Below are 19,199 nucleotides of genomic sequence, written 5' to 3'. Positions count from 1 at the left end.
CACAATGATTGAACTTGCCGAATATTTTACAAAAGCTTTTGTAAAAAAAACGAAATTGTTCAGGATAATTTCCTGCAATTGATCGATCGCTACTCAAAAAAGAATGGCTTTAGAATTAACTGGGATCAAGAATGTGGTGAGGAATGGGGTATGCTGATTAACAAGAATGAACTGGTACTTTATTTCAGCGCAAAGCTTCCCCTGATTTTTGTTTCCACTAACTATATTTCGGAGATGAAACAAATGATTGATGAAAGAAGAGTAATTATTGTAGAAGTCCAAGATTTTGATGCAAGAATCTATTCCTTGAATACTTCTGTTTCTGATTCCATATTGAAGTGGCATTCTTCAATACCCAGTGAAGGGATATCTATTAAGGATCTATGGTTTGCGACAATTTGATTTATTCGGAGAAATCCAACCAACTCTTTACAAAGCAGCATTAATAGGAATTCTGGAAAAATAAAGTGGCTATAATCCGTTTTTCTCCTTACAAAATTCCTTTTTTTCTTACACCGGCAAGAAGATTTTCGCTTGAGGTTTCCGGTTTTTACAATGAGACGGTACGTTTGCAGTCCCCCATCATTACAAAACGTTACACTCATGAGATCGCATCTTCCTCTTACAATCCTTCTCTCCATTTTTTTTATTGCTGCAATATGCATTCCGGTGAAGGCAGATAAATTTCCGGATGGAAATATTATTTCACGCGCAGCATACGATCACATCATTGCCCAGGCGAGCAACAAAAAAATTATCATCAGCCAGGAAACCGGCGAGCGCGCCATTGCTATAGAAGTAATGAATGAAGGCGGAAAATTAATTGCCTACGTAAATGCGCCCGGAATGACAACGGTGATCGATGTTCCCACTTATGGAAATTATAAAGTAAAAGTCATTTTTCCCGGAAGAGATGCTTTAGTGCGGGAAGTGGCCGTGCACGAATAATACGGCATCATTTATTTTTCAATTCTTTTCGTCTGCATTCTGAAAAAGAAGAATCACTACGAAGGTGATAAGACTCATGATCCATTTGATCACATAAATTATGGGAACAACTCCTGCGCGAAGACCATCGACCCAACTACCCGTATAGTGGAAATCAATATGACGGTGAACGATCCATCTCCAGGTGTAGTAGATAAAAATGAAAGGAAGCAATGGGATCGCCGTTACATCAAAATCTCCACGGTGCTTTCTATAAGAATTCACGATGAGACTGAAAAGTATCGCCACAATTATTCCATAGGTAACGAGCGTTTCCATTCCACCGAAGTCAAGTGAAAAAAGAAATAATATTATGGCGCAAATGATAAGTGAAATCGCGAAGATCAACAGCATGCGGTTCTGAATATTCCCCGGCTTCATAAAGAGAAAGATAGAAATATTATTTTCTGCTTTCACTCCGCTTCCAGCTGCGCTTTACGTTCTCTTTAAAGTGAAATACCATTGCGTGTCATGCACACCGGGCCTGCGGGACAGATACTACCGGTTGCACCAGTGGCTCCAATGGCACCGGTAGCTCGGTTTGTCCCTACAGGCCCCGCGACACCGTTAGTATTAATGGTGTGCGCATTTTTTTCTCCGGAAAAAATAATTTGAGGATTTCTGTTATTTTGTTTTGAAGGAATGTAATAAAGCAAGCACCTGAAATTCGTCTCGCGAATGTGAAATCGTTCAACGATCACAGATAGTGTTGCTTGAAATGTAGTCGGCGGCTTGAGTGTAAACTGTTTTTCATTTGCGCTGTTATTTTCATTCACATTCGCACTCCTTGCCGGAAGAAATTCGGGAAGAACCAGGAAAATAATAAGAAGTATAATTGCTGCTATGCAGGTAGGAACCAATGATGCCGGAACGGAATTGCGGGTGCGGTAGAGATTGTAATTCTGAAGAGGAGCCATCTTCATTTGTTTTAGTACGATTCAAAAGTAGCCCGGATAATAAAGGCGGGACTTCAAAACCCGATTCTTTCTTGGATATTGTTCAATCTTTTTTACTTGAGATGCCTCCCATAAATTTATTTTATCATTGGGAAATTAGTTGGTATTAAATTCCTATTTTAGCTTATTATTGGATTTTGATGACACCTTCTGACGAACTTTTCCTGCTTATCCGCTCCCTTTCCAAGAACGAAAAAGGGTATTTCAAAAAATACGCCTCTAAACATGTCGTCGGGAGCGGTAACAATTACATTCGTTTGTTCGACGCTATAGAACGGCAGAAAGAGTACGACGAGGAACAGATCAGGAAAATATTCAGAAAAGAAACATTCATCCGTCATCTCCCATCAGAAAAAAATTATCTCTACCATCTTATCCTGCGCGCACTCGGGGAATTCCATTCGGAATCATCGTCGGAAAAAAAACTGCGCGATCTTGTTCATTCCATCGAATTGTTGTATGACAAAGGTTTGTTTCTCCAATGCAATAAATTATTAAGCAAGGCGAAAAAAATTGCGGCGCATTATGAAAAACCGCTGATCCAGCTTCACCTCCACGAATGGGAATCGAAAATCCTCAAATCACTCGCCGATCTTGGCGCTTTTGAAATTTTCATGCAGGAAAGCAGGAAGCAGCAGAAACAATGGCTGAAACAATTCGATAATTTCACGCGGTTCCGCCGGCTTGAAGAAGATATTTTTCTTCTCTCAAAAAAATTCGGTTTCCCGCGTAGTCATGAAGAAAAAAAGCGGTACGAAAAAATTATCCGCGATCCGCTCATGAAGAACGGCAGGAATGCCTTATCCTTCCGCTCTACGCTTCATTTTTATAATATCAGCAGCTATTACAATGAATTGCTCGGCAAACAAAATGAAACTTACCATTACAGGAAAATGCTCGTTGATTTTGCAGAAAAAAAACCGCACCTGATCAACGACGATCAGCAGCGTTATGTGATGGCGCTGAATAATTTATTGAATAGCCAGGATGAACTCGGGCTGCGTGAAGATTGTGAGCAGACGATAGCTAAACTTCACCAGTTGAAAACCAGGTCGCCGAATATCAAAGCACGGGTTTTCGGTTACACCTGGAATATCCGCATGACACAGCAACTCAACGACGGAGAATTCAGGGAACTTGTGGGGAATGCGAAAGAAGTGAAAGAAGGTTTGAAACAACACGGGCGATTGCTGCATCCTGAATTCCTGCTCGCTTTCAAATACCAGTTTTTCTACGGTTACTTTGGCGCAGAAAAATTCAAAGATGCACTCACGTGGATGAACCAACTGCTGAACGATGACACTGCACAGGTTCGTCCCGAAATTTATTTTTTCGGCAGGATCATGAATCTCATCCTGCATTTCGAAATGAAGAATCAGGAATTACTTGCTTACGAAATGCGTTCCACCTACCGCCTGTTTATTCGCCAGAAACGTTTATACAAATTCGAAACGATCATGCTCACTTTCATCCGCCGCAGCGGAAAATATACAACACCGCGATTGATGCGAGAGGCATTCATCGATCTGAAAAAACAATTGGAATCTATTCGCAACGATCCGTATGAAAAACAGATTCTCGGATTCTTTGATATTATTTCCTGGCTGGAAAGCAAGATCACGAAAAGAAGTTTTGAAGAAGTGGTGAATGTGAAGATGAAAAAGAATTGATACGGCTATTCCTCCTTCATGGTTGTAAGGGTAATATCGAATACCGTGAAAAACCCGCTGAGATCATTTACCTGCAGAAAACACCAGAGCGATTCGTTGTTCAATTGATCGTCGGTCCAGTTATCATGATGAGTAAATCCATTTGCTTTCATCCACGCAACATTATCATTCATGTATGCACGGCACGGCTTCTTCACATTAACATAGAACAGAACAACCGTAGCATTTTTCTTAATACACATTTGCACATCAACCGTATCATCGGAAAAAATCATCCCGTAATAATTCTTTGCGGAATCGCCGCAGAAATCGCCGCAACAGGATTTTTTATAAGCGTAAACCCTGCCTTTTGTTTTAAATCCTGCACTTCGCAAACTATCAAACACCACAGAAGTATCTTTCCTAACGAGTTAAAAAAAATAACTGATGCCTGGAATTTTTTGCGAAAAATATTTTTCGAAACTGAAAAGCAATGCAAGAAAAATAATTCCTTTTTTCATTTCCTATTTATTGTCAATGAGCCCTGATACATTTTCCACAGCACATGATGTTCCGCCACAAAATCTTTTTCCGAAATATCTTTTTCTCCGAACCATTTCAATTCGATAATGTCGTCGCTTGCTTTCGGTTCCCCGCTCCACTCTTCCGCAAGAAATAAATGTGTGATGATGCAATGCTCGGTTCCGCGGTAACGGGGATCATCAATGCGCGTGCTCCCGAGATAACGCACACTTTGCACATCAAGCGACGTTTCTTCCTTCACTTCTCGTTTTGCGGAATCTTCGTAAGAATTATCAAGAGCAGGATCGGCGAATCCTCCAACGAAGCGAAATTTTTCCTGGTGTGGTTTTCTCCCGAGCAATAATTTTCCGTCGCGGCGGATCACGATATCAACGGTGGCAAAAACTGTCGGGAAATCCATCAGCGCACAAAATGAAAATCAATGGTCTTCGCCGGATTTGAATTTTCGTCGATGTACTCTATCCACCACTCTTTTTCTTTCAGCCGGAGAACTTTCCAGTCGGTAGTAGTAGAAGAATTATTTTTAGTGAAAATGATATCGGTCTTCTCTTTATTCCACAGCCAGGTTCCGTCTTCATTGTAATCGATCGAACCTGCATAGCGATAAGAAAGATTGTACGAGTTATCTCTTTTCAAGATCATCCGGTAATGCACATAAATGCCTGCATAATCTAAAGTCTTGTCAACACCATCTTCAAAAACCTGGTCGAGGTACCATTCATTCGCCACGCGGTGATTTTTCGTGTGCAAAGAGAATGCCGGCCCGTCTTCGAACTTATTGCAGGAAATAAAAGCAGACAGTATGATGAAGGCAGAAAAAAATATTTTCTTCATGGAAAACGTTTTATCAAATTTACGTAAATGAATTCATAATCGCAGGCCAATTACGGTGATATCATCCGTCTGTTCTTCTTCCTGTTTCCAGTTGTTCAGCGAATATTCGAGAAAGGATTCCTGTTCATTTCCGTTCATTCCGCCGAGTGAAAGCAGTAATTCCCGGAATGCTTTTTTGCCGAGCTTTTTATTGCGCTGCCCTCCGAACTGATCGGCAAAACCATCAGAGAAAAGAAAAATCGTATCGCCCTTCTTCACATCAATGACTCGTTCCGTGAATTTTTTATTCATCCCCGAATAAAATCCTATCGGGTAAGGATCGCTTTTAAATTCGATCCATTCATTTTCTTTTTTAAGTAAAAGCGGGCGACAAGCTCCCGCAAACCCAACAGCATTTTTATCTTTCGAAATGCGCAGCAATGCAACATCCATCCCATCGAGATAAGGATCGGAAGTATGATCGTGATTCAGCGCAGAAAAAAGTTCACGATCAATTTCATGAAGAATTTCAGAAAGTGAATAAAATTTTCTGTTCACGAAAACTTCGCGGAAAATAGAATGTGCGAGCACCGACAAAAGCGCGCCGGGAACTCCATGCCCTGTACAATCGATGGCCGCAACATAAATTTCATTTTCGGTTTCGTGCATCCACCACCAGTCGCCGCTCACGATGTCTTTCGGTTTATAGAATACAAATGATTCCGGAAAAAATTCCTGCAACGCCGCCGGCGAAGGAAGGATCGCATCCTGGATGCGTTTTGCATAACGGAGACTCGCTTCCATTTCACGATTTCTTTCTGCGAGATCGCGCGTGCGTTTTTCAAGTTGTTGTTCTTTTATTTTCCGTTCGGTGATGTCGTAACCGATCCCCAATAATTTTCCATCATCGGCACGGGAAGTTTTCCAGAGGATCCATTTCTGTCCGCCCCACGCTGTGCGGAGTAAACGCTCGTAAGGAATCGCAACAGCAGATCCGCTGGTAACGCCGGACAAATGTTCGAGAACAGATTCGCGTTCGCCCGAATTAATTTGTGTGAATGCAAACCATCCTTCGCCCAAAAGTTTTTCCGGCTGGAATCCGAGTACGTCTTTTACGGACGCACTCACGTATTCGGCTTTACCATCATTGTCAACGACCACTACGATAGCACCTGAATTCTCGATTGTTTTTTCATGAACAGTTCTCATGTAAAAATGAATTGTACAATCTTACGATTGCGATTTGTATTCCGATAAAATTGATTGGTGAAAAGGTCCGGTTAGAAATTTATTCCGGTAAAAATGAAAATGACGCAGTCATAATAACCGGTCATTCGGTTATTAATAATGAAGAAAGTATTTTGTTGCGTTTTCATTTTTGATAATGATGGGCGAAATTAGGAAGAAAATTTTAGAATGCGAATTTCTTGCGCACTTCGTTCTGACCGACAAGTCTGCCGGCCTTGATGTCCTTCTGTGACTTTTTATTTCTCTCCAGAAGCTCCTCCTCCGTCATCGGTTTCAATTCGTTGAAATATTCCATCATCATGGCATAAACCATATTAATAAACTTATCGTCAGCATTCTTACTGAGAAAATCGCGAACCTGTTTACGTTTTTGAATTGTTGTCATAATTGGTTGCTATGATAAAGATAGGATTTTGGAAGGAAATGTCCCAAACTGACTAAACTTCTCCTCACTGACACCTTTGTAAATTTTCACAGCAACATCTATTGCAGGTAAGCGGGTTGCTAATATCCCAAAATCGGCCCCAGCCATTTCTGCGCTTCTTCAAAACTCATTCCTTTCCTCTTTGCATAATCTTCCACCTGGTCTTTTGAAATTTTTCCTGTTCCGAAATAATGGGATTTTGGATTTGAAAAATATAATCCGCTCACTGCAGCTGTCGGATACATTGCCAGACTTTCCGTTAACTGCAGATCAATTTTTTTTGCGGCGTCGAGCAGATTGAACAATGTTGTTTTCTCCGTATGATCGGGTTGCGCGGGATAACCCGGCGCAGGACGAATGCCGTGGTACATTTCATTGATGAGATCTTCATTGGAGAAATGCTCATCTTTTGCATAGCCCCAGAATTCTTTACGCACGCGCTCGTGCATACGCTCGGCGAACGCTTCCGCGAAACGATCTGCAATTGCTTTGAGCATGATCGCGGAATAATCGTCGTTATCTTTTTCGAATTGCTTTACTTTTTCATCCACACCATAACCCGCACACACGGCAAATCCTCCAATGAAATCAGCAATTCCTTTTGGTGCAAGAAAATCGGCGATGGAAATATTCGCTTGTCCATCCGGTTTTTTTGTCTGTTGGCGAACACCGAAAAAAGTTCCGAGTTTATGTTTTCGCGTTTCATCAGAATAAACTTCCATGGAATCATCATCCACCGTATTCGCCGGCCAGAAACCGATGACCGCTTTTGCACTGATCCATTTTTCTTTCACAATCTGCCGGAGCATTTTCTGCGCATCATCGAAAAGTTTTTTTGCCTCGTCGCCGCGATCTTTGTCTTCGAATATTTTCGGGTAACGCCCTTTCATTTCCCAGCTATGGAAAAATGGGGTCCAGTCAATGTAATCCACTAATTCCTCCAGCGGATAATTATCAAAAATTTTTGTGCCCATGAATGAGGGCCCCGTTATGTGCGCCGCGTCCCAGTCGATGGAAAATTTATTGGCACGGGCTTCGTTGATGGAAATAAATTTGTTCTGCCCGAGCGAGCGAGCATTCTGCTCGCGCACACGCATGTAATCTTTTTCAATTTCTTTTACAAAACCGATTCTCAATGCTGCGGAAATAAGATTGCTCACTACGGGAACGCTGCGCGATGCATCATTCACATGCACGACGGGCTGCGAATAATTCGGTGCGATCTTCACGGCCGTATGCACGCGCGAAGTAGTTGCTCCTCCAATGAGCAAAGGAATTTTAAATCCGCGACGTTCCATTTCTTTTGCAACGTGCACCATCTCGTCGAGCGACGGAGTGATCAATCCGCTGAGGCCGATCACATCCACTTTTTCTTTTATGGCGGTGTCGAGAATTTTGTCGGCAGGAACCATCACACCGAGATCGATGATCTCATAATTATTACAAGCGAGCACAACTCCAACAATATTTTTTCCGATGTCGTGCACATCGCCTTTCACAGTTGCCATCAGAATTTTTCCGGCAGCTTTTCCTTCGCCGGCAACTTTTTCTGCTTCGAGATACGGCGTGAGATAAGCCACTGCTTTTTTCATGACGCGCGCGCTCTTCACCACTTGAGGTAAAAACATTTTTCCGGCGCCGAAAAGATCACCCACCACATTCATTCCATCCATGAGCGGGCCTTCGATGACATGCAATGCTTTTGGAAAATTCTTTCTTGCTTCTTCCACATCTGCATCAATGTGATCGGTGATTCCTTTCACGAGTGAATGCGTGAGTCGTTCATTCACATTTCCTTTTCTCCACTCTTCATCTTTCTCTGCTTTTTTTCCAACGCCATCGCCTTTTACTTTTTCTGCGTACGCTATCAAACGTTCTGTTGCATCATCATTACGATCAAGCAGTACATCTTCCACGAGCGTCAATAATTCTTTCGGCACTTCATCATAGATCTGCAATTGCCCGGGGTTGACAATGCCCATATCCATTCCGTGTTTCACTCCATGATAAAGAAATGAAGAATGGATTGCTTCACGCACATGATCATTGCCGCGGAAAGAAAATGAAACATTGGAAACTCCTCCGCTTACTTTTGCATGCGGAAGATTTTCTTTGATCCATTTTGTAGCTTGAAAAAAGTCCAGCGCATTTTTCCTGTGCTCATCCATTCCGGTGGCAACAGGAAAAATATTCGGATCGAAAATAATATCCTGCGGAGGAAAATGAACTTCATTGACAAGAATTTCATACGCACGCTTGCAGATATCGATCCGCCGTTGTAAAGTATCCGCTTGTCCTTTTTCGTCGAATGCCATGACGATCACGGCGGCGCCGAATTTTTTTACAAGATGCGCCTGACGTTTGAATTCCGCTTCTCCTTCTTTCATGGAAATGGAATTCACGATCGCTTTTCCCTGCACACATTTCAATCCCGATTCGATGACATGAAATTTCGAAGAGTCGAGCATGATGGGAACACGAGCAATATCGGGTTCGGCAGCAACGAGATTTAAAAATCTTTTCATCGCCGCTTCTGAATCGAGCATCCCTTCATCCATGTTAATGTCGATGACCTGTGCTCCTCCTTCCACCTGGTCGCGCGCAATGGCAAGTGCTTCGTCATAATTTCCTTCGATAATGAGCCGCGCAAATTTTCTTGAGCCGGTAACATTCGTACGCTCGCCCACATTCATGAAATTACTTTCAGGGCGAAGTGTGACCGGCTCAAGTCCGCTCAATCTCAAAAATGGTTCGCGGTATGGAATATTTCTCGGACGTTCTCCGCGCGCGATCTCCGCGATCCTGCGAATGTGCGCGGGCGTAGTTCCACAACAACCGCCGATGATATTGATGAATTTACTTTTGATGAAATCAGAAACCTGCACACCCATATCTTCCGGCGTCTGGTCATATTCACCGAACTGATTCGGCAAACCTGCATTCGGATAACAGCTCACATAGAACGGAGCTTTTGTTGCGAGTTCTTCGAGATAAGGACGCATCTGCGCTGCGCCGAGCGCGCAATTCAATCCAACGCTCAGCAGATCGACATGTGAAATAGAATTTAAAAACGCTTCAGTGGTTTGTCCGGACAAAGTTCTTCCGCTCGCATCGGTGATCGTTCCTGAAACCATGACCGGAATTTTTCTTCCTGATTTTTCTTCGAGTGATTGTACCGCGAACAACGCCGCTTTCGCATTGAGTGTGTCGAAAATTGTTTCGATAAGAAAAAGATCGCAGCCGCCATCTGATAAACCTTTCGCCTGTTCGAGATACGCATCAACGAGATCATCGAACGAAACAGCGCGATAACCGGGATCATTCACATCGGGCGAAAGTGATGCCGTGCGATTCGTTGGCCCTATTGCGCCGGCAACAAAACGCGGACGTGAAGGATCTTTTTTGTTGAATTCATCTGCAGCTCTCCGCGCAATTTTCGCAGCAGCAACATTCATCTCGTACGCGAGCGACTGCATGTGATAATCGGCGAGCGAAATTTTCTGTGCGTTGAATGTATTTGTTTCAATGATGTCGGCGCCGGCTTCGAGGTATTCGCAATGAATTCCGTAAATGATATCGGGCTGTGTCAGTACAAGCAGATCATTATTCCCTTTCACATCATGCGGCCAGTCTTTGAAACGAGTACCACGATAATCTTCTTCAGAAAGTTTATGACGCTGGATCATAGTGCCCATCGCTCCGTCGATGATGAGTACTCTTTTCTCCAGTTCTTTTTTGATATCCTTCATAAAATTCTTCTCTGTGCCAGAGTGGTGTCAGGTGTTAACACCCGACACCACTGTTGTGCCAGAGTGGTGTCGGGTGTTAACACCTGACACCACTGTAGTAAACTCGTGTATCATATTCAAATCTCACGAAACCATTTTCCTGGTAGCGGAGAAATATTTTCTTCAGTACATCGGTCATCAGTTTGCTGTCGGGGTGATCTTCGGGCGGAACATACGATGAGGAGAACAATCTTCCTTTGGCGCCTTCGAAATTGAAATCCTGGAAATTCTCTACGGAAAAACTTTTCCATTTATTTTTTCCAAAGAAATCATCGAAAACATTTTCGTTCAGGTTCACATTGCGGTGATTCACTTTATTGTAATCTGTTCCGAACATTTTCAGGAGATCTTCATACGCTTTGAGAAATTCGCTGGAATCAGTACGGCGATCGTTCCAGGCGAGAACTACCCAGCCGCCTGGTTTTAAAATTCTCCGGAATTCTTTTTTTGTTTTTTCCCGGTCGAACCAATGAAATGCCTGTCCGGCAATGACCACATCGATGGAATTATTTTCCAGTTTTGTTTCTTCGGCGGTTCCGTCGATGCTGTGATATTTTCCGAACGACTCCAGGAATTTTTCTCCGGCTTCGCGCATTTCTTTATTCGGTTCCACACCAAAAACTTCATTACCATTCTCAAGAAATATTTTAGCCGACAATCCCGTTCCCGATCCCACATCGGAGATAACAGAATTTTCCGAAAGAACTTTTTCCTCCTTCAGTTTTTCCACCACCGCAAAAGGATAGTCGGGGCGATACTTTACATAGTTCGCAACCCGATCGCTGAAACGTTCTGTTGTTTTCATTTTCTTACTAATCTTGGAAACGAATTGCGAAACCGGATGCTCGCGTCCGTGCGAAAATTCGAAGTGCGGAAGTGCGAATATCCGAATTTCGCTATTCGTAAGTTTGCATTTTGCATTTTCGCAGAGTTTCGTAATTCCTTCCGTTTCAAAAAAAATCCCTTCCGTAGTCAGAAGGGATCGCAGTTTTTTTATGAGTAAGATCATTCTTCTGACTTATCTTTTCCAGAAATTAATTCTGGATGCGAATTGGCACCTTCTTTTAAGAATGGAGAATGGAGGGAGGAGGGAGGAGAAAATTCTCCAATCTCCAATCTCCTGACTCCCTTCTAACAGGGTTGCCAAGGCTTCATCGGGCGCTATCCCTCTGCCTTTCCGGATAAGTAATTTTTGAAAGAACTGCTGCAAATTTAAGAAAAATCGCCTCACCGCAGGGGCTTGCATCCCCGGTAAAATTCCCACAAATAATGTAAAAAGGGCAATCTGCCGTGTGGAAATCCGTTCCTTAGGTAATCTTATTAAGACCAAAGAATAATTTACGTGACCGTGTCACTTTTTTTACCGGCTGACGTTATAAGTATAAGAACTCCGGCAACGCGGTGTGATTTTTGTGACACTTACTGTATAACCCGGACTGCCCTGAAAATTTATTTCCTCCTATGAAAAGAACGCTGCTCCTCTTCGCCTTCGTGCCGGTTTTTGCCCACGCACAGAACCTAGTTCCTAATCCCGGTTTTGAAGATTATGTAAAACTTCCCTGCACCTGTATGCAGTATGATTTATCGGAATACATCAAAGACTGGAACAGTTTGGGAAACGGAACACCGGATGTGCTCTATGATTATTCAGAAATAGGCAAAGATTGTTATGCAAGCACAAATTCCACGAGCAGCATTAGTTTCGGCAATGAAAAACCGCACGGCGGGCACGGAGAAGGAATGATCATGACCACTGCGCATGGCGATTCTTATCGTGAATATCTTGGCGCTACCCTCAATGAACCGCTTAAAAAAGGGAAAAAATATTCTGTGGAATTTTTTGTTTCGCTTGGCGATAAATGCCAGGTAGCAACGAATAATTTAGGCATGGCATTTTTCACCGGTGTTTTCACCAAGCAGAGTTCGATGCTGGTGAGTGCGAATCCACAGATCAACATCACAGCTGTTATCAATCAAACAGACGGATGGTACAAAGTGAGCGGAATTTTTACAGCGAGTGATGCTTATACTTATTTCGCCATTGGAAATTTTCTTTCCACTACAGCTACGCAGATAGACAAACGTAACGTTGCTGCCGGTACAGATTCTTATAGTTACAATACAGACATCGCTGCCTATTACATTGATGACGTAACCGTGAAGCCCGTGGAAAATTCACTTGAGGTGACAGGCGATACGCTGGTTGCGATAGGAACAGAGGCGCATCTCATTGCTACCGGAAGCAAAACTTATTCCTGGGCCGAATACGGAAAACCGGCCAAGATACTTTCTACCACCGATCAGCTGACCGTGAAAATGGATGAACAAAAAACTTTTGTAGTGACTGGTGAAGGTGGAAGTAAAAATATTACTGTAAAAGTTCTGAAGCCCGATGCATTTGCAATGCAGGAACTCAATGGAAGAAAAGTTAAGAAAGGACGCACGATAGAAGTTCATTCGAGAACAATTGAAGTAACCTTGTTCGATAAAGATGAAGTGGATGGGGATAGTGTGTCTATTTATTTCGGCGATTCGGCCATTGTGGAAAATCTCAGCTTAACGCACAAGAAAAAAACATACGAGATCACACTCGATCCGGCTCATCCGAAACAACTCGTGCTTTATGCGGTGAATATGGGAAAAACTCCACCGAACACATGCGCTATCATTATCAAAGACGGGAAAAACAGTTCGAATGTTGTGCTCAGTTCCGATCTTAAAACGTGCGATGCCGTGATGCTCGTCTATAAAGAATCTCCCAAATGACGTTCGGGAGGTGTAACTTATAAAACAGGAAATCCGTCTAACTTTGGCATAACCGATGAGACGGATTTTTCTTTTACTGATTATTTTATTTTTTTTCTCCGCAACTGTTCTGCCTGCGCAGAATTCCTACACGATCTCTGGTTTTATTTCTGATTCTTCGAATGGAGAAATGCTCATCGGCGCTTCTGTTTTCGCCAAAGGAACGAGCAAAGGTGCCGGCGCGAATGTTTACGGATTTTATTCCATCACTCTTCCGCAGGGCGATTATGAATTGCTTTACAATTTCGTGGGCTATCGCACAAAAACAATTTCCATTTCGCTCAATGCCGATGTGACGCAGGATGTAAAACTTTCGAATTCTGCAGTGATGAAAACAGAAGTGGTCATCAAAGCCGATCGCAACCAGGACCAGGTGCAGTCCACACAAACGAGCGTAATCAGTATTCCTGTCGACAAGATACGTTTGGTTCCCACCATTGGTGGAGAAACGGATATTATCAAAGTAGTTCAGTTGATGCCTGGAATAAAACGCGGGGGCGAAGGACAGAACGGGATGTATGTGCGTGGCGGAAATGGCGATGATAATTTAATTCTACTTGACGAGGCAACGGTTTACAACGTATCGCACCTGTTCGGATTTTTTTCTGTTTTCAATAATGATGCGCTGAAAGACATTACCGTTTACAAAGGAGGATTTCCGGCGCAATACGGTGGGCGGCTCTCTTCAGTGATGGACATCAGGATGAAAGATGGTGACCAGCAGAAATTTCATGCTGTAGGAGGAATAGGATTATTGTCGTCGCATATCACGATTGAAGGGCCGATAAAAAAAGATACTTCTTCATTTTTATTTTCTGCGCGGCGTTCTTACATCGACCAGGTTTTCAAGCTCGCTTATCACGGACAGAATGTGTTGCCTTATTATTTCTATGATGCGAATATGAAACTGAATTATCTCGTGAACCAGAACAATCGTCTTTTTCTCAGCGGTTATTACGGCGATGATATACTGAGTACAAAACAAAAGTCGGACAGTTCTTTTTTCGACGGTGGATTCAAGCTCGGAAATTTCACGACAACTGCAAGATGGAATCACACTTTCAACCCGCGTTTGTTCTCGAATATTTCTCTTGTTCAAACGCGATTCCGTTATGATGTGGAAGCAAGTATTCCCGGGAATTCTTTTCTCACACGTTCAAGAATTTCTGATTTTGGTGCGCGTGATGATTATAGTTTTTATGTGAATCCGGAAAATACCATCCGGTATGGATTTGCTTACACGATGCATATTTTCCGGCCGAACGTGGTGAGCACATCGGGAGATATTTCCGATTACCTGCGTTCACGCGAGGGTGCGCGCATCTACACGCATGAGCTTGGCTTGTATTACAACCAAGAGATTCAGCTCGATTCACTTTTCAAAATAAATTTCGGAATGCGTATGACGGGATGTGCAGCTCCGGGAAAATTTTATTCGAGCCCCGAGCCACGTTTTTCAGCAACCTATCTTTTCCGGCCTCACCAGTCCTTCAAATTCAGTTATTCGCGCATGACACAATATTTGCATCTCGTGTCGAGTTCATCCGTTGCATTGCCTACTGATCTCTGGTATCCGGTTACAAAAAACATAAAACCACTTTACGCCGATCAGCTTGCTGTTGCATACAACCTGAATATCCAGAAAATAAAAACACTTGTTACTGTTGAAAGTTATTACAAGTGGATGCAGAACATTATTGAATATCGTGAGGGCGCTGTGCTTATTCTTAATGACAATTATGAGAATGAACTGGTGAAAGGAAAAGGCCATGCTTACGGATTTGAATTTTTTGCGCAACGTACCGAAGGAAAACTCACCGGCTGGATCGGCTATACACTTTCCTGGTCCGTGCGTGATTTTCCTGATCTGAATAAAGGCAATCCGTATTTTTCGAAATACGATCGCCGCCACGATTTTTCCATTGTGGGAACGTACGAGATCACGAAAAGAATTTCTTTCGCTGCTGTTTGGGTTTATTCCACCGGGCAAAGATTCACCGCAGTGACAGGAGATTTTCTCATGCCCGACGCGACGCTCACACACGTGAATATTCTTCCCATCTATTCCGATAAAAATGCGATTGAACTTCCTCCGTCGCATCGTCTCGATGTAAACCTCGTGATCAAATCGCGCCTGAACAGAAAGTGGATGAAGTGGACGGGTGAATGGCAGATCGGTGGTTACAATGTTTACAATCGCGCACAACCTTACAAAATAAATATTGTTGCCGATGGAAACGGCGGATACAAATACCAGGCGGTAGGATTATTCGGATTTATTCCGAGCATCGCTTATAATTTCAGATTCTAATGCGGAGTAGAAAATACGAAGAGTTTACTACACAAAAATAAAATGAGCAAAAACAAAATATATCTCTTCATCCTTCTTGCTTTTATCATGGGCAACTGCAGGCCGAAACCTATTGACATTGGTGTAGCTCCTGCTCCGAGCAAACTGGTGATCGCTTCACAGATTATTCCAAACAGCGTGATGGTCGTGGGCCTCACAAAAAGTTTTTCTGCGCTGAGTTCCGGGGGAAATCAGGATACGCTGCAGAATAATTTCATCGACAGTATTCTTGTGAGCAATGCAATTGTCACTGTCACACATCCGGGAGGAACGGACACGTTGTACATGCTCACTCCCGGAATTTATGCGAGTCTGAATATTCTTCTTGTTGATTTCGGAACGTACACTATTCATGCAAAAGATCCTTCCACCGGAGAAGAAGTAACTGCTACGACAGAATTATTGCCGAAAGAAATTTTCGATACGATCTATCCTTACATCGGCACGGATCCTATCACTGCCGATTCGGCGCCATACATTCACTATGAATTGACTGATTTTCCCAATGAGCAGGATTATTATGTGGCTTGTTATTACCGAAAGTCGAGTGACACGAGTATGTTTGATCTGAATAATTATTTTACGCAGGGAACCAACCAGCTCAGCGCATTCGATCTGATCACCGACCAGGATTTTGACCAGGACGGAAAATTAACGCGCAATCAGCAGTTGAGTGGTGTTGGAATAAATGACACGATCGCGTGCACGATCTCACACATCACGAAAGGTTATTATGAATTTCTTACAGCGTACAAACGTTCATCGAGTTTGTTCAATCAACTTTCGGGAGAACCGATTAATTATCCGTCGAATGTAGAAGGTGGTTACGGATATTTCGCAACGCATTTTCCGGATGTGAGATATTTTTACCTGGTCAATTATCACTGATCAGTTCTTCACCCACAATCCGCGCAACTCTTTCAAAAAAGTCCAGATCCTTTTCCGGAATAAAATAATGATGAGGAGATAAGGTAAAGCCATCAGGTAAAGGATGGCGTTGTTGAGTCCGCCGCTTACTGTATTCTGCCCGCTCTGCGCTACAGCCCTGCACATGGCGCACTGCGCGTGAGAAGCAATGCTCATCACAAAAAATAAAATTAAAAAGAAAAATAGTTTCTGTTTCATTGTATTAAAGGTACTCTTTTTCCCAATGAGATTTCAAACAGGAAAATGGTAGTATGGCGATATCATCAGGTACACCACTACTCCGGAAAATGTAACATACAACCAGATCGGGTAAGTCCAGTGAACAATTTTTTTATGCTTCACAATATTATTTTTCAATCCGTACCAGAACGACATGAGGATAAGCGGAAGAACAACTCCGGCAAGAATGATGTGTGCCGAAAGAATGATGAGATAAATAGTGCGTAGTGAATTCTCTTTCGGAAAAGTTGTTTCAGGAGCCAGCCAGTGATAGGTTACATAGGAAATGAGAAATAAACTCGAAAGGAAAAATGCGGTGATGTTGATCCGTTTGTGAATGATGATCTTTTTTTTCCGGATCGCGATGAATGAAAATAGCAGCAGCACAAAACACGTTCCGTTGAGTATTGCGTGGAGTAAAGGAAGACGGTAAACGAAAGACGGGATCACTTCCGGAACAGGAAGTATTTTTTTATTGAGCACTACCACTGCGGCAAATACCACGATGGAAATTGTCATTACGATGCGGAAGATGGATTTTTCTGACATTGAAAATTTTATTTGTATTGTACGAACTGCGAAATTGACGAAGTACGAAGTACCAAAAAGCGAATCGAATAAAACAGGTATGAATCTTGTTTTACTATTCCATTTTCGATTTTTTCGTCGATTCGTATTACGTAATTCGTGAATTTCGTAGTTCGTACAATAGAGTTCATTGTTGTTTTAATAATGTTTTTATATCCGAGATCATAGTATCGATCGATACAGAGTCAGTTCCTGAGTAGTAACCGCGGATGTGCGCATTGCGATCAACAAGAATGACCTGGTCGCTGTGAATGAAATCATCCGGTCCGCCATCTCCCGAATCGACACTCATATAAAATCCATAGCGGGCAAGATCGTATAATTTTTTTTTCGGGCCTGTTACGAATTTCCATTGTGAGCTGTCGGCGTTGAAACGTTTTGCATATTCCAGTAATGCAGCCGCGGTATCACGATCGGGATCCACGGTGTAGGAAATAATTTTCACATCGGGATTTCCTGCGAATGCACTTTGCACGCGCGCAAGCTGGCTCGTCATGCGCGGGCACGGGCCTTTACAATTCGCAAAGAAAAAATCGCTCACGACAATTTTTCCATTCAAAGAATTGGTGGAAAATAGTTTTCCGTTCTGCTGGATCAATTGGACGCCGGGAATGGTGTGATATGTTTTATTCCCATTCTTATCCGTAGAATCGGTCGGGTAATACAGCATGAGCCGCTGTGAACCGGAAGAAATATTTCCTACAGTATCGGCTACCGGTTTTTTCTGATCTCCACCCGTTGAGCAGGAAAAAAAGAAAATGAAAAAAATAATTCCGTAACGCATGATTCTTATCTTTTCTCGATGGTACTGTTGTCGATCGTCTCCGCTGCTTCATCACGGAAATTAATAAAAGGGACATCCTCTTTCAGTTTTTTCAGTTCAGATGCCATCCTGATATTATAATAGCCGCGTATCCTTCCTTTGTGATCGATGAGTATGGCATCACTCCACGTTTGCCATGGATCTTTTTTGCGCGAAGGATCGGGAACAAAATAATATTTCGCGTGAAGCGAATCGAATGTTGCCGGCGAAAGATAAAGCGAGATCGCAGAATCTTCATTCAGTTTCAGATCCTTTCCGAAATCAGGACAGGAAGGAGTAACATTTCCGAGTGAATCGCCGGGGTAGAAAAAAACAAAACGTGCGTATTTATATTTTTCACGATTGAGGTGGAGATCTTCTGCGAGAGAAGGAAGAAGTGTAGTAAGAGAATCAGGGTTTACAAAAACAGCAACGTACAGGTGGCCGGATAATTTTTCTGTATTGAAAATTGTATTTCCTACCGTATGGCAGGTAAAAGACGGGATCGCGAAATAAGAAGTATCCGTTTTATCATTCCCATTCTTATCCTTCACTATGATCGAATGGCGCGGGCCAAAAAAAGGCGCCCGGAAAGTTTTGGGAACTCCGAGCGCAAAATAAATGTAAACGATCGTTGGCAGAAGGAGAACAGTGAAAAGTATTGCTCTCGATTTCATTATTTATTCGGAACCTGTTCTGTATTCGCCGGCGGATCGAGCCGGTGTTCTCTTGCATAATTTCCTTCGCCCATAACCAGCATCACAATGAGATAAAGAATAAAACCGCTAAAAGGCGCAATGATCATCCATTTTGCCCAGCGCACTTCATCACCAAGATGCATGAAACTGTAAACAATGTAGAATGCTTTCACAACGGTGAAACCGATGAAAAAGAATTTCAGGAATAAATGAGGAAGTCCCCACTCGTGCGCTTTCACTCCAACGAATACTTCGATGAGTGTTACAACAAGCAGCAACCAGAATACATTCCAGAGTTTGCGTCTTGCTTTTTTCCCATGCTCTTCAGAATGGTGAGCGAGCATTTCATAATTCGGAAACGGATCGTGGAATTCTGACATATTATTTTCTTTTTAAGCGTTG

General features: G+C 42.7%; 20 protein-coding genes and 1 riboswitch. Of the genes, 6 read left to right on the top strand and 14 right to left on the bottom strand.

The annotated features are described in order from the left end of the window. Positions 1 to 78: 78 nt before the first annotated feature. Together HY064_07345 and HY064_07340 are read left to right on the top strand one after the other, a co-directional pair. Positions 79 to 402, top strand: a complete 324-nt coding sequence (locus tag HY064_07345) for a hypothetical protein (protein ID MBI3510463.1) — start codon at positions 79 to 81, stop codon at positions 400 to 402. A gap of 201 nt (positions 403 to 603) precedes the next feature. Further along, positions 604 to 948, top strand: a complete 345-nt coding sequence (locus tag HY064_07340; GenBank protein ID MBI3510462.1) for a hypothetical protein — start codon at positions 604 to 606, stop codon at positions 946 to 948. A gap of 18 nt (positions 949 to 966) precedes the next feature. Here HY064_07340 and HY064_07335 read toward each other — a convergent pair whose 3' ends face one another. Beyond that, positions 967 to 1,368: a hypothetical protein gene (locus HY064_07335; GenBank protein MBI3510461.1), complete on the bottom strand. Its 402-nt coding sequence runs from the start codon at positions 1,366 to 1,368 to the stop codon at positions 967 to 969. A 65-nt stretch (positions 1,369 to 1,433) separates the two neighbouring features. Beyond that, a complete protein-coding gene (locus tag HY064_07330; GenBank protein ID MBI3510460.1) occupies positions 1,434 to 1,904 on the bottom strand; it encodes a hypothetical protein in 471 nt (156 codons plus the stop codon). A 179-nt stretch (positions 1,905 to 2,083) separates the two neighbouring features. Between HY064_07330 and HY064_07325 the strand changes: the two genes are divergently transcribed. Further along, a complete protein-coding gene (locus HY064_07325) occupies positions 2,084 to 3,613 on the top strand; it encodes a hypothetical protein (protein MBI3510459.1) in 1,530 nt (509 codons plus the stop codon). 5 nt (positions 3,614 to 3,618) lie between these two features. On the opposite strand, the gene HY064_07320 is transcribed toward HY064_07325, so the two are convergent. The 7 genes from HY064_07320 to HY064_07290 all read right to left on the bottom strand — a co-directional run bounded on the left by HY064_07320 (position 3,619) and on the right by HY064_07290 (position 11,213). Continuing rightward, positions 3,619 to 3,999 carry a hypothetical protein gene (locus tag HY064_07320; GenBank protein MBI3510458.1) on the bottom strand — a complete coding sequence of 127 codons (381 nt, stop codon included), beginning with the start codon at positions 3,997 to 3,999 and terminating at the stop codon, positions 3,619 to 3,621. A gap of 110 nt (positions 4,000 to 4,109) precedes the next feature. Beyond that, entirely contained in the window at positions 4,110 to 4,535 is a 426-nt protein-coding gene (locus tag HY064_07315) for an NUDIX hydrolase (GenBank protein ID MBI3510457.1), read from the bottom strand. After that, the gene (locus HY064_07310; GenBank protein ID MBI3510456.1) at positions 4,535 to 4,969 is read right to left on the bottom strand and encodes a copper resistance protein NlpE N-terminal domain-containing protein; all 435 of its coding nucleotides are present in this window, start codon (positions 4,967 to 4,969) and stop codon (positions 4,535 to 4,537) included. The genes HY064_07315 and HY064_07310 overlap by 1 nt, the downstream gene beginning before the upstream one ends. 33 nt (positions 4,970 to 5,002) lie before the next feature. Further along, positions 5,003 to 6,157, bottom strand: coding sequence for a SpoIIE family protein phosphatase (locus HY064_07305; protein MBI3510455.1), 1,155 nt, complete (start codon positions 6,155 to 6,157; stop codon positions 5,003 to 5,005). Between the two features lie 202 nt (positions 6,158 to 6,359). Beyond that, positions 6,360 to 6,581: a hypothetical protein gene (locus tag HY064_07300; protein ID MBI3510454.1), complete on the bottom strand. Its 222-nt coding sequence runs from the start codon at positions 6,579 to 6,581 to the stop codon at positions 6,360 to 6,362. Between the two features lie 119 nt (positions 6,582 to 6,700). After that, positions 6,701 to 10,369, bottom strand: coding sequence for a methionine synthase (gene metH / locus HY064_07295; GenBank protein MBI3510453.1), 3,669 nt, complete (start codon positions 10,367 to 10,369; stop codon positions 6,701 to 6,703). A gap of 76 nt (positions 10,370 to 10,445) precedes the next feature. Beyond that, complete coding sequence (locus tag HY064_07290; protein MBI3510452.1) at positions 10,446 to 11,213, bottom strand: class I SAM-dependent methyltransferase; 768 nt, start codon at positions 11,211 to 11,213, stop codon at positions 10,446 to 10,448. 210 nt (positions 11,214 to 11,423) lie between these two features. Beyond that, positions 11,424 to 11,596: riboswitch (SAM riboswitch) on the bottom strand. Positions 11,597 to 11,869: 273 nt separating this feature from the next. Between HY064_07290 and HY064_07285 the strand changes: the two genes are divergently transcribed. Genes HY064_07285 through HY064_07275 form a run of 3 tightly spaced genes read left to right on the top strand, consistent with a single transcriptional unit; the run spans position 11,870 to position 16,451 of the window. Next, positions 11,870 to 13,174, top strand: coding sequence for a hypothetical protein (locus HY064_07285; GenBank protein ID MBI3510451.1), 1,305 nt, complete (start codon positions 11,870 to 11,872; stop codon positions 13,172 to 13,174). Between the two features lie 55 nt (positions 13,175 to 13,229). Further along, the gene (locus HY064_07280) at positions 13,230 to 15,524 is read left to right on the top strand and encodes a TonB-dependent receptor (protein MBI3510450.1); all 2,295 of its coding nucleotides are present in this window, start codon (positions 13,230 to 13,232) and stop codon (positions 15,522 to 15,524) included. 42 nt (positions 15,525 to 15,566) lie between these two features. Continuing rightward, entirely contained in the window at positions 15,567 to 16,451 is an 885-nt protein-coding gene (locus tag HY064_07275) for a DUF4249 family protein (GenBank protein MBI3510449.1), read from the top strand. Here HY064_07275 and HY064_07270 read toward each other — a convergent pair whose 3' ends face one another. The 5 genes from HY064_07270 to HY064_07250 form a co-directional block, all read right to left on the bottom strand. Then, entirely contained in the window at positions 16,452 to 16,688 is a 237-nt protein-coding gene (locus HY064_07270) for a hypothetical protein (GenBank protein ID MBI3510448.1), read from the bottom strand. It lies immediately after the preceding gene. 33 nt (positions 16,689 to 16,721) lie between these two features. Next, positions 16,722 to 17,258 carry a DUF420 domain-containing protein gene (locus HY064_07265; GenBank protein ID MBI3510447.1) on the bottom strand — a complete coding sequence of 179 codons (537 nt, stop codon included), beginning with the start codon at positions 17,256 to 17,258 and terminating at the stop codon, positions 16,722 to 16,724. 166 nt (positions 17,259 to 17,424) lie between these two features. Continuing rightward, positions 17,425 to 18,081, bottom strand: coding sequence for an SCO family protein (locus HY064_07260; protein MBI3510446.1), 657 nt, complete (start codon positions 18,079 to 18,081; stop codon positions 17,425 to 17,427). Between the two features lie 5 nt (positions 18,082 to 18,086). Then, positions 18,087 to 18,776: a hypothetical protein gene (locus HY064_07255; GenBank protein ID MBI3510445.1), complete on the bottom strand. Its 690-nt coding sequence runs from the start codon at positions 18,774 to 18,776 to the stop codon at positions 18,087 to 18,089. Next, positions 18,776 to 19,177, bottom strand: a complete 402-nt coding sequence (locus HY064_07250; GenBank protein MBI3510444.1) for a cytochrome C oxidase subunit IV family protein — start codon at positions 19,175 to 19,177, stop codon at positions 18,776 to 18,778. The genes HY064_07255 and HY064_07250 overlap by 1 nt, the downstream gene beginning before the upstream one ends. Positions 19,178 to 19,199: the final 22 nt, after the last annotated feature.

The organism is Bacteroidota bacterium (assembly GCA_016194975.1).
Taxonomy (GTDB): Bacteria; Bacteroidota; Bacteroidia; order Palsa-965; family Palsa-965.
Note: the sequence above shows the minus strand (reverse complement) of the source record. Positions and strands in the feature narration are given on the sequence as shown.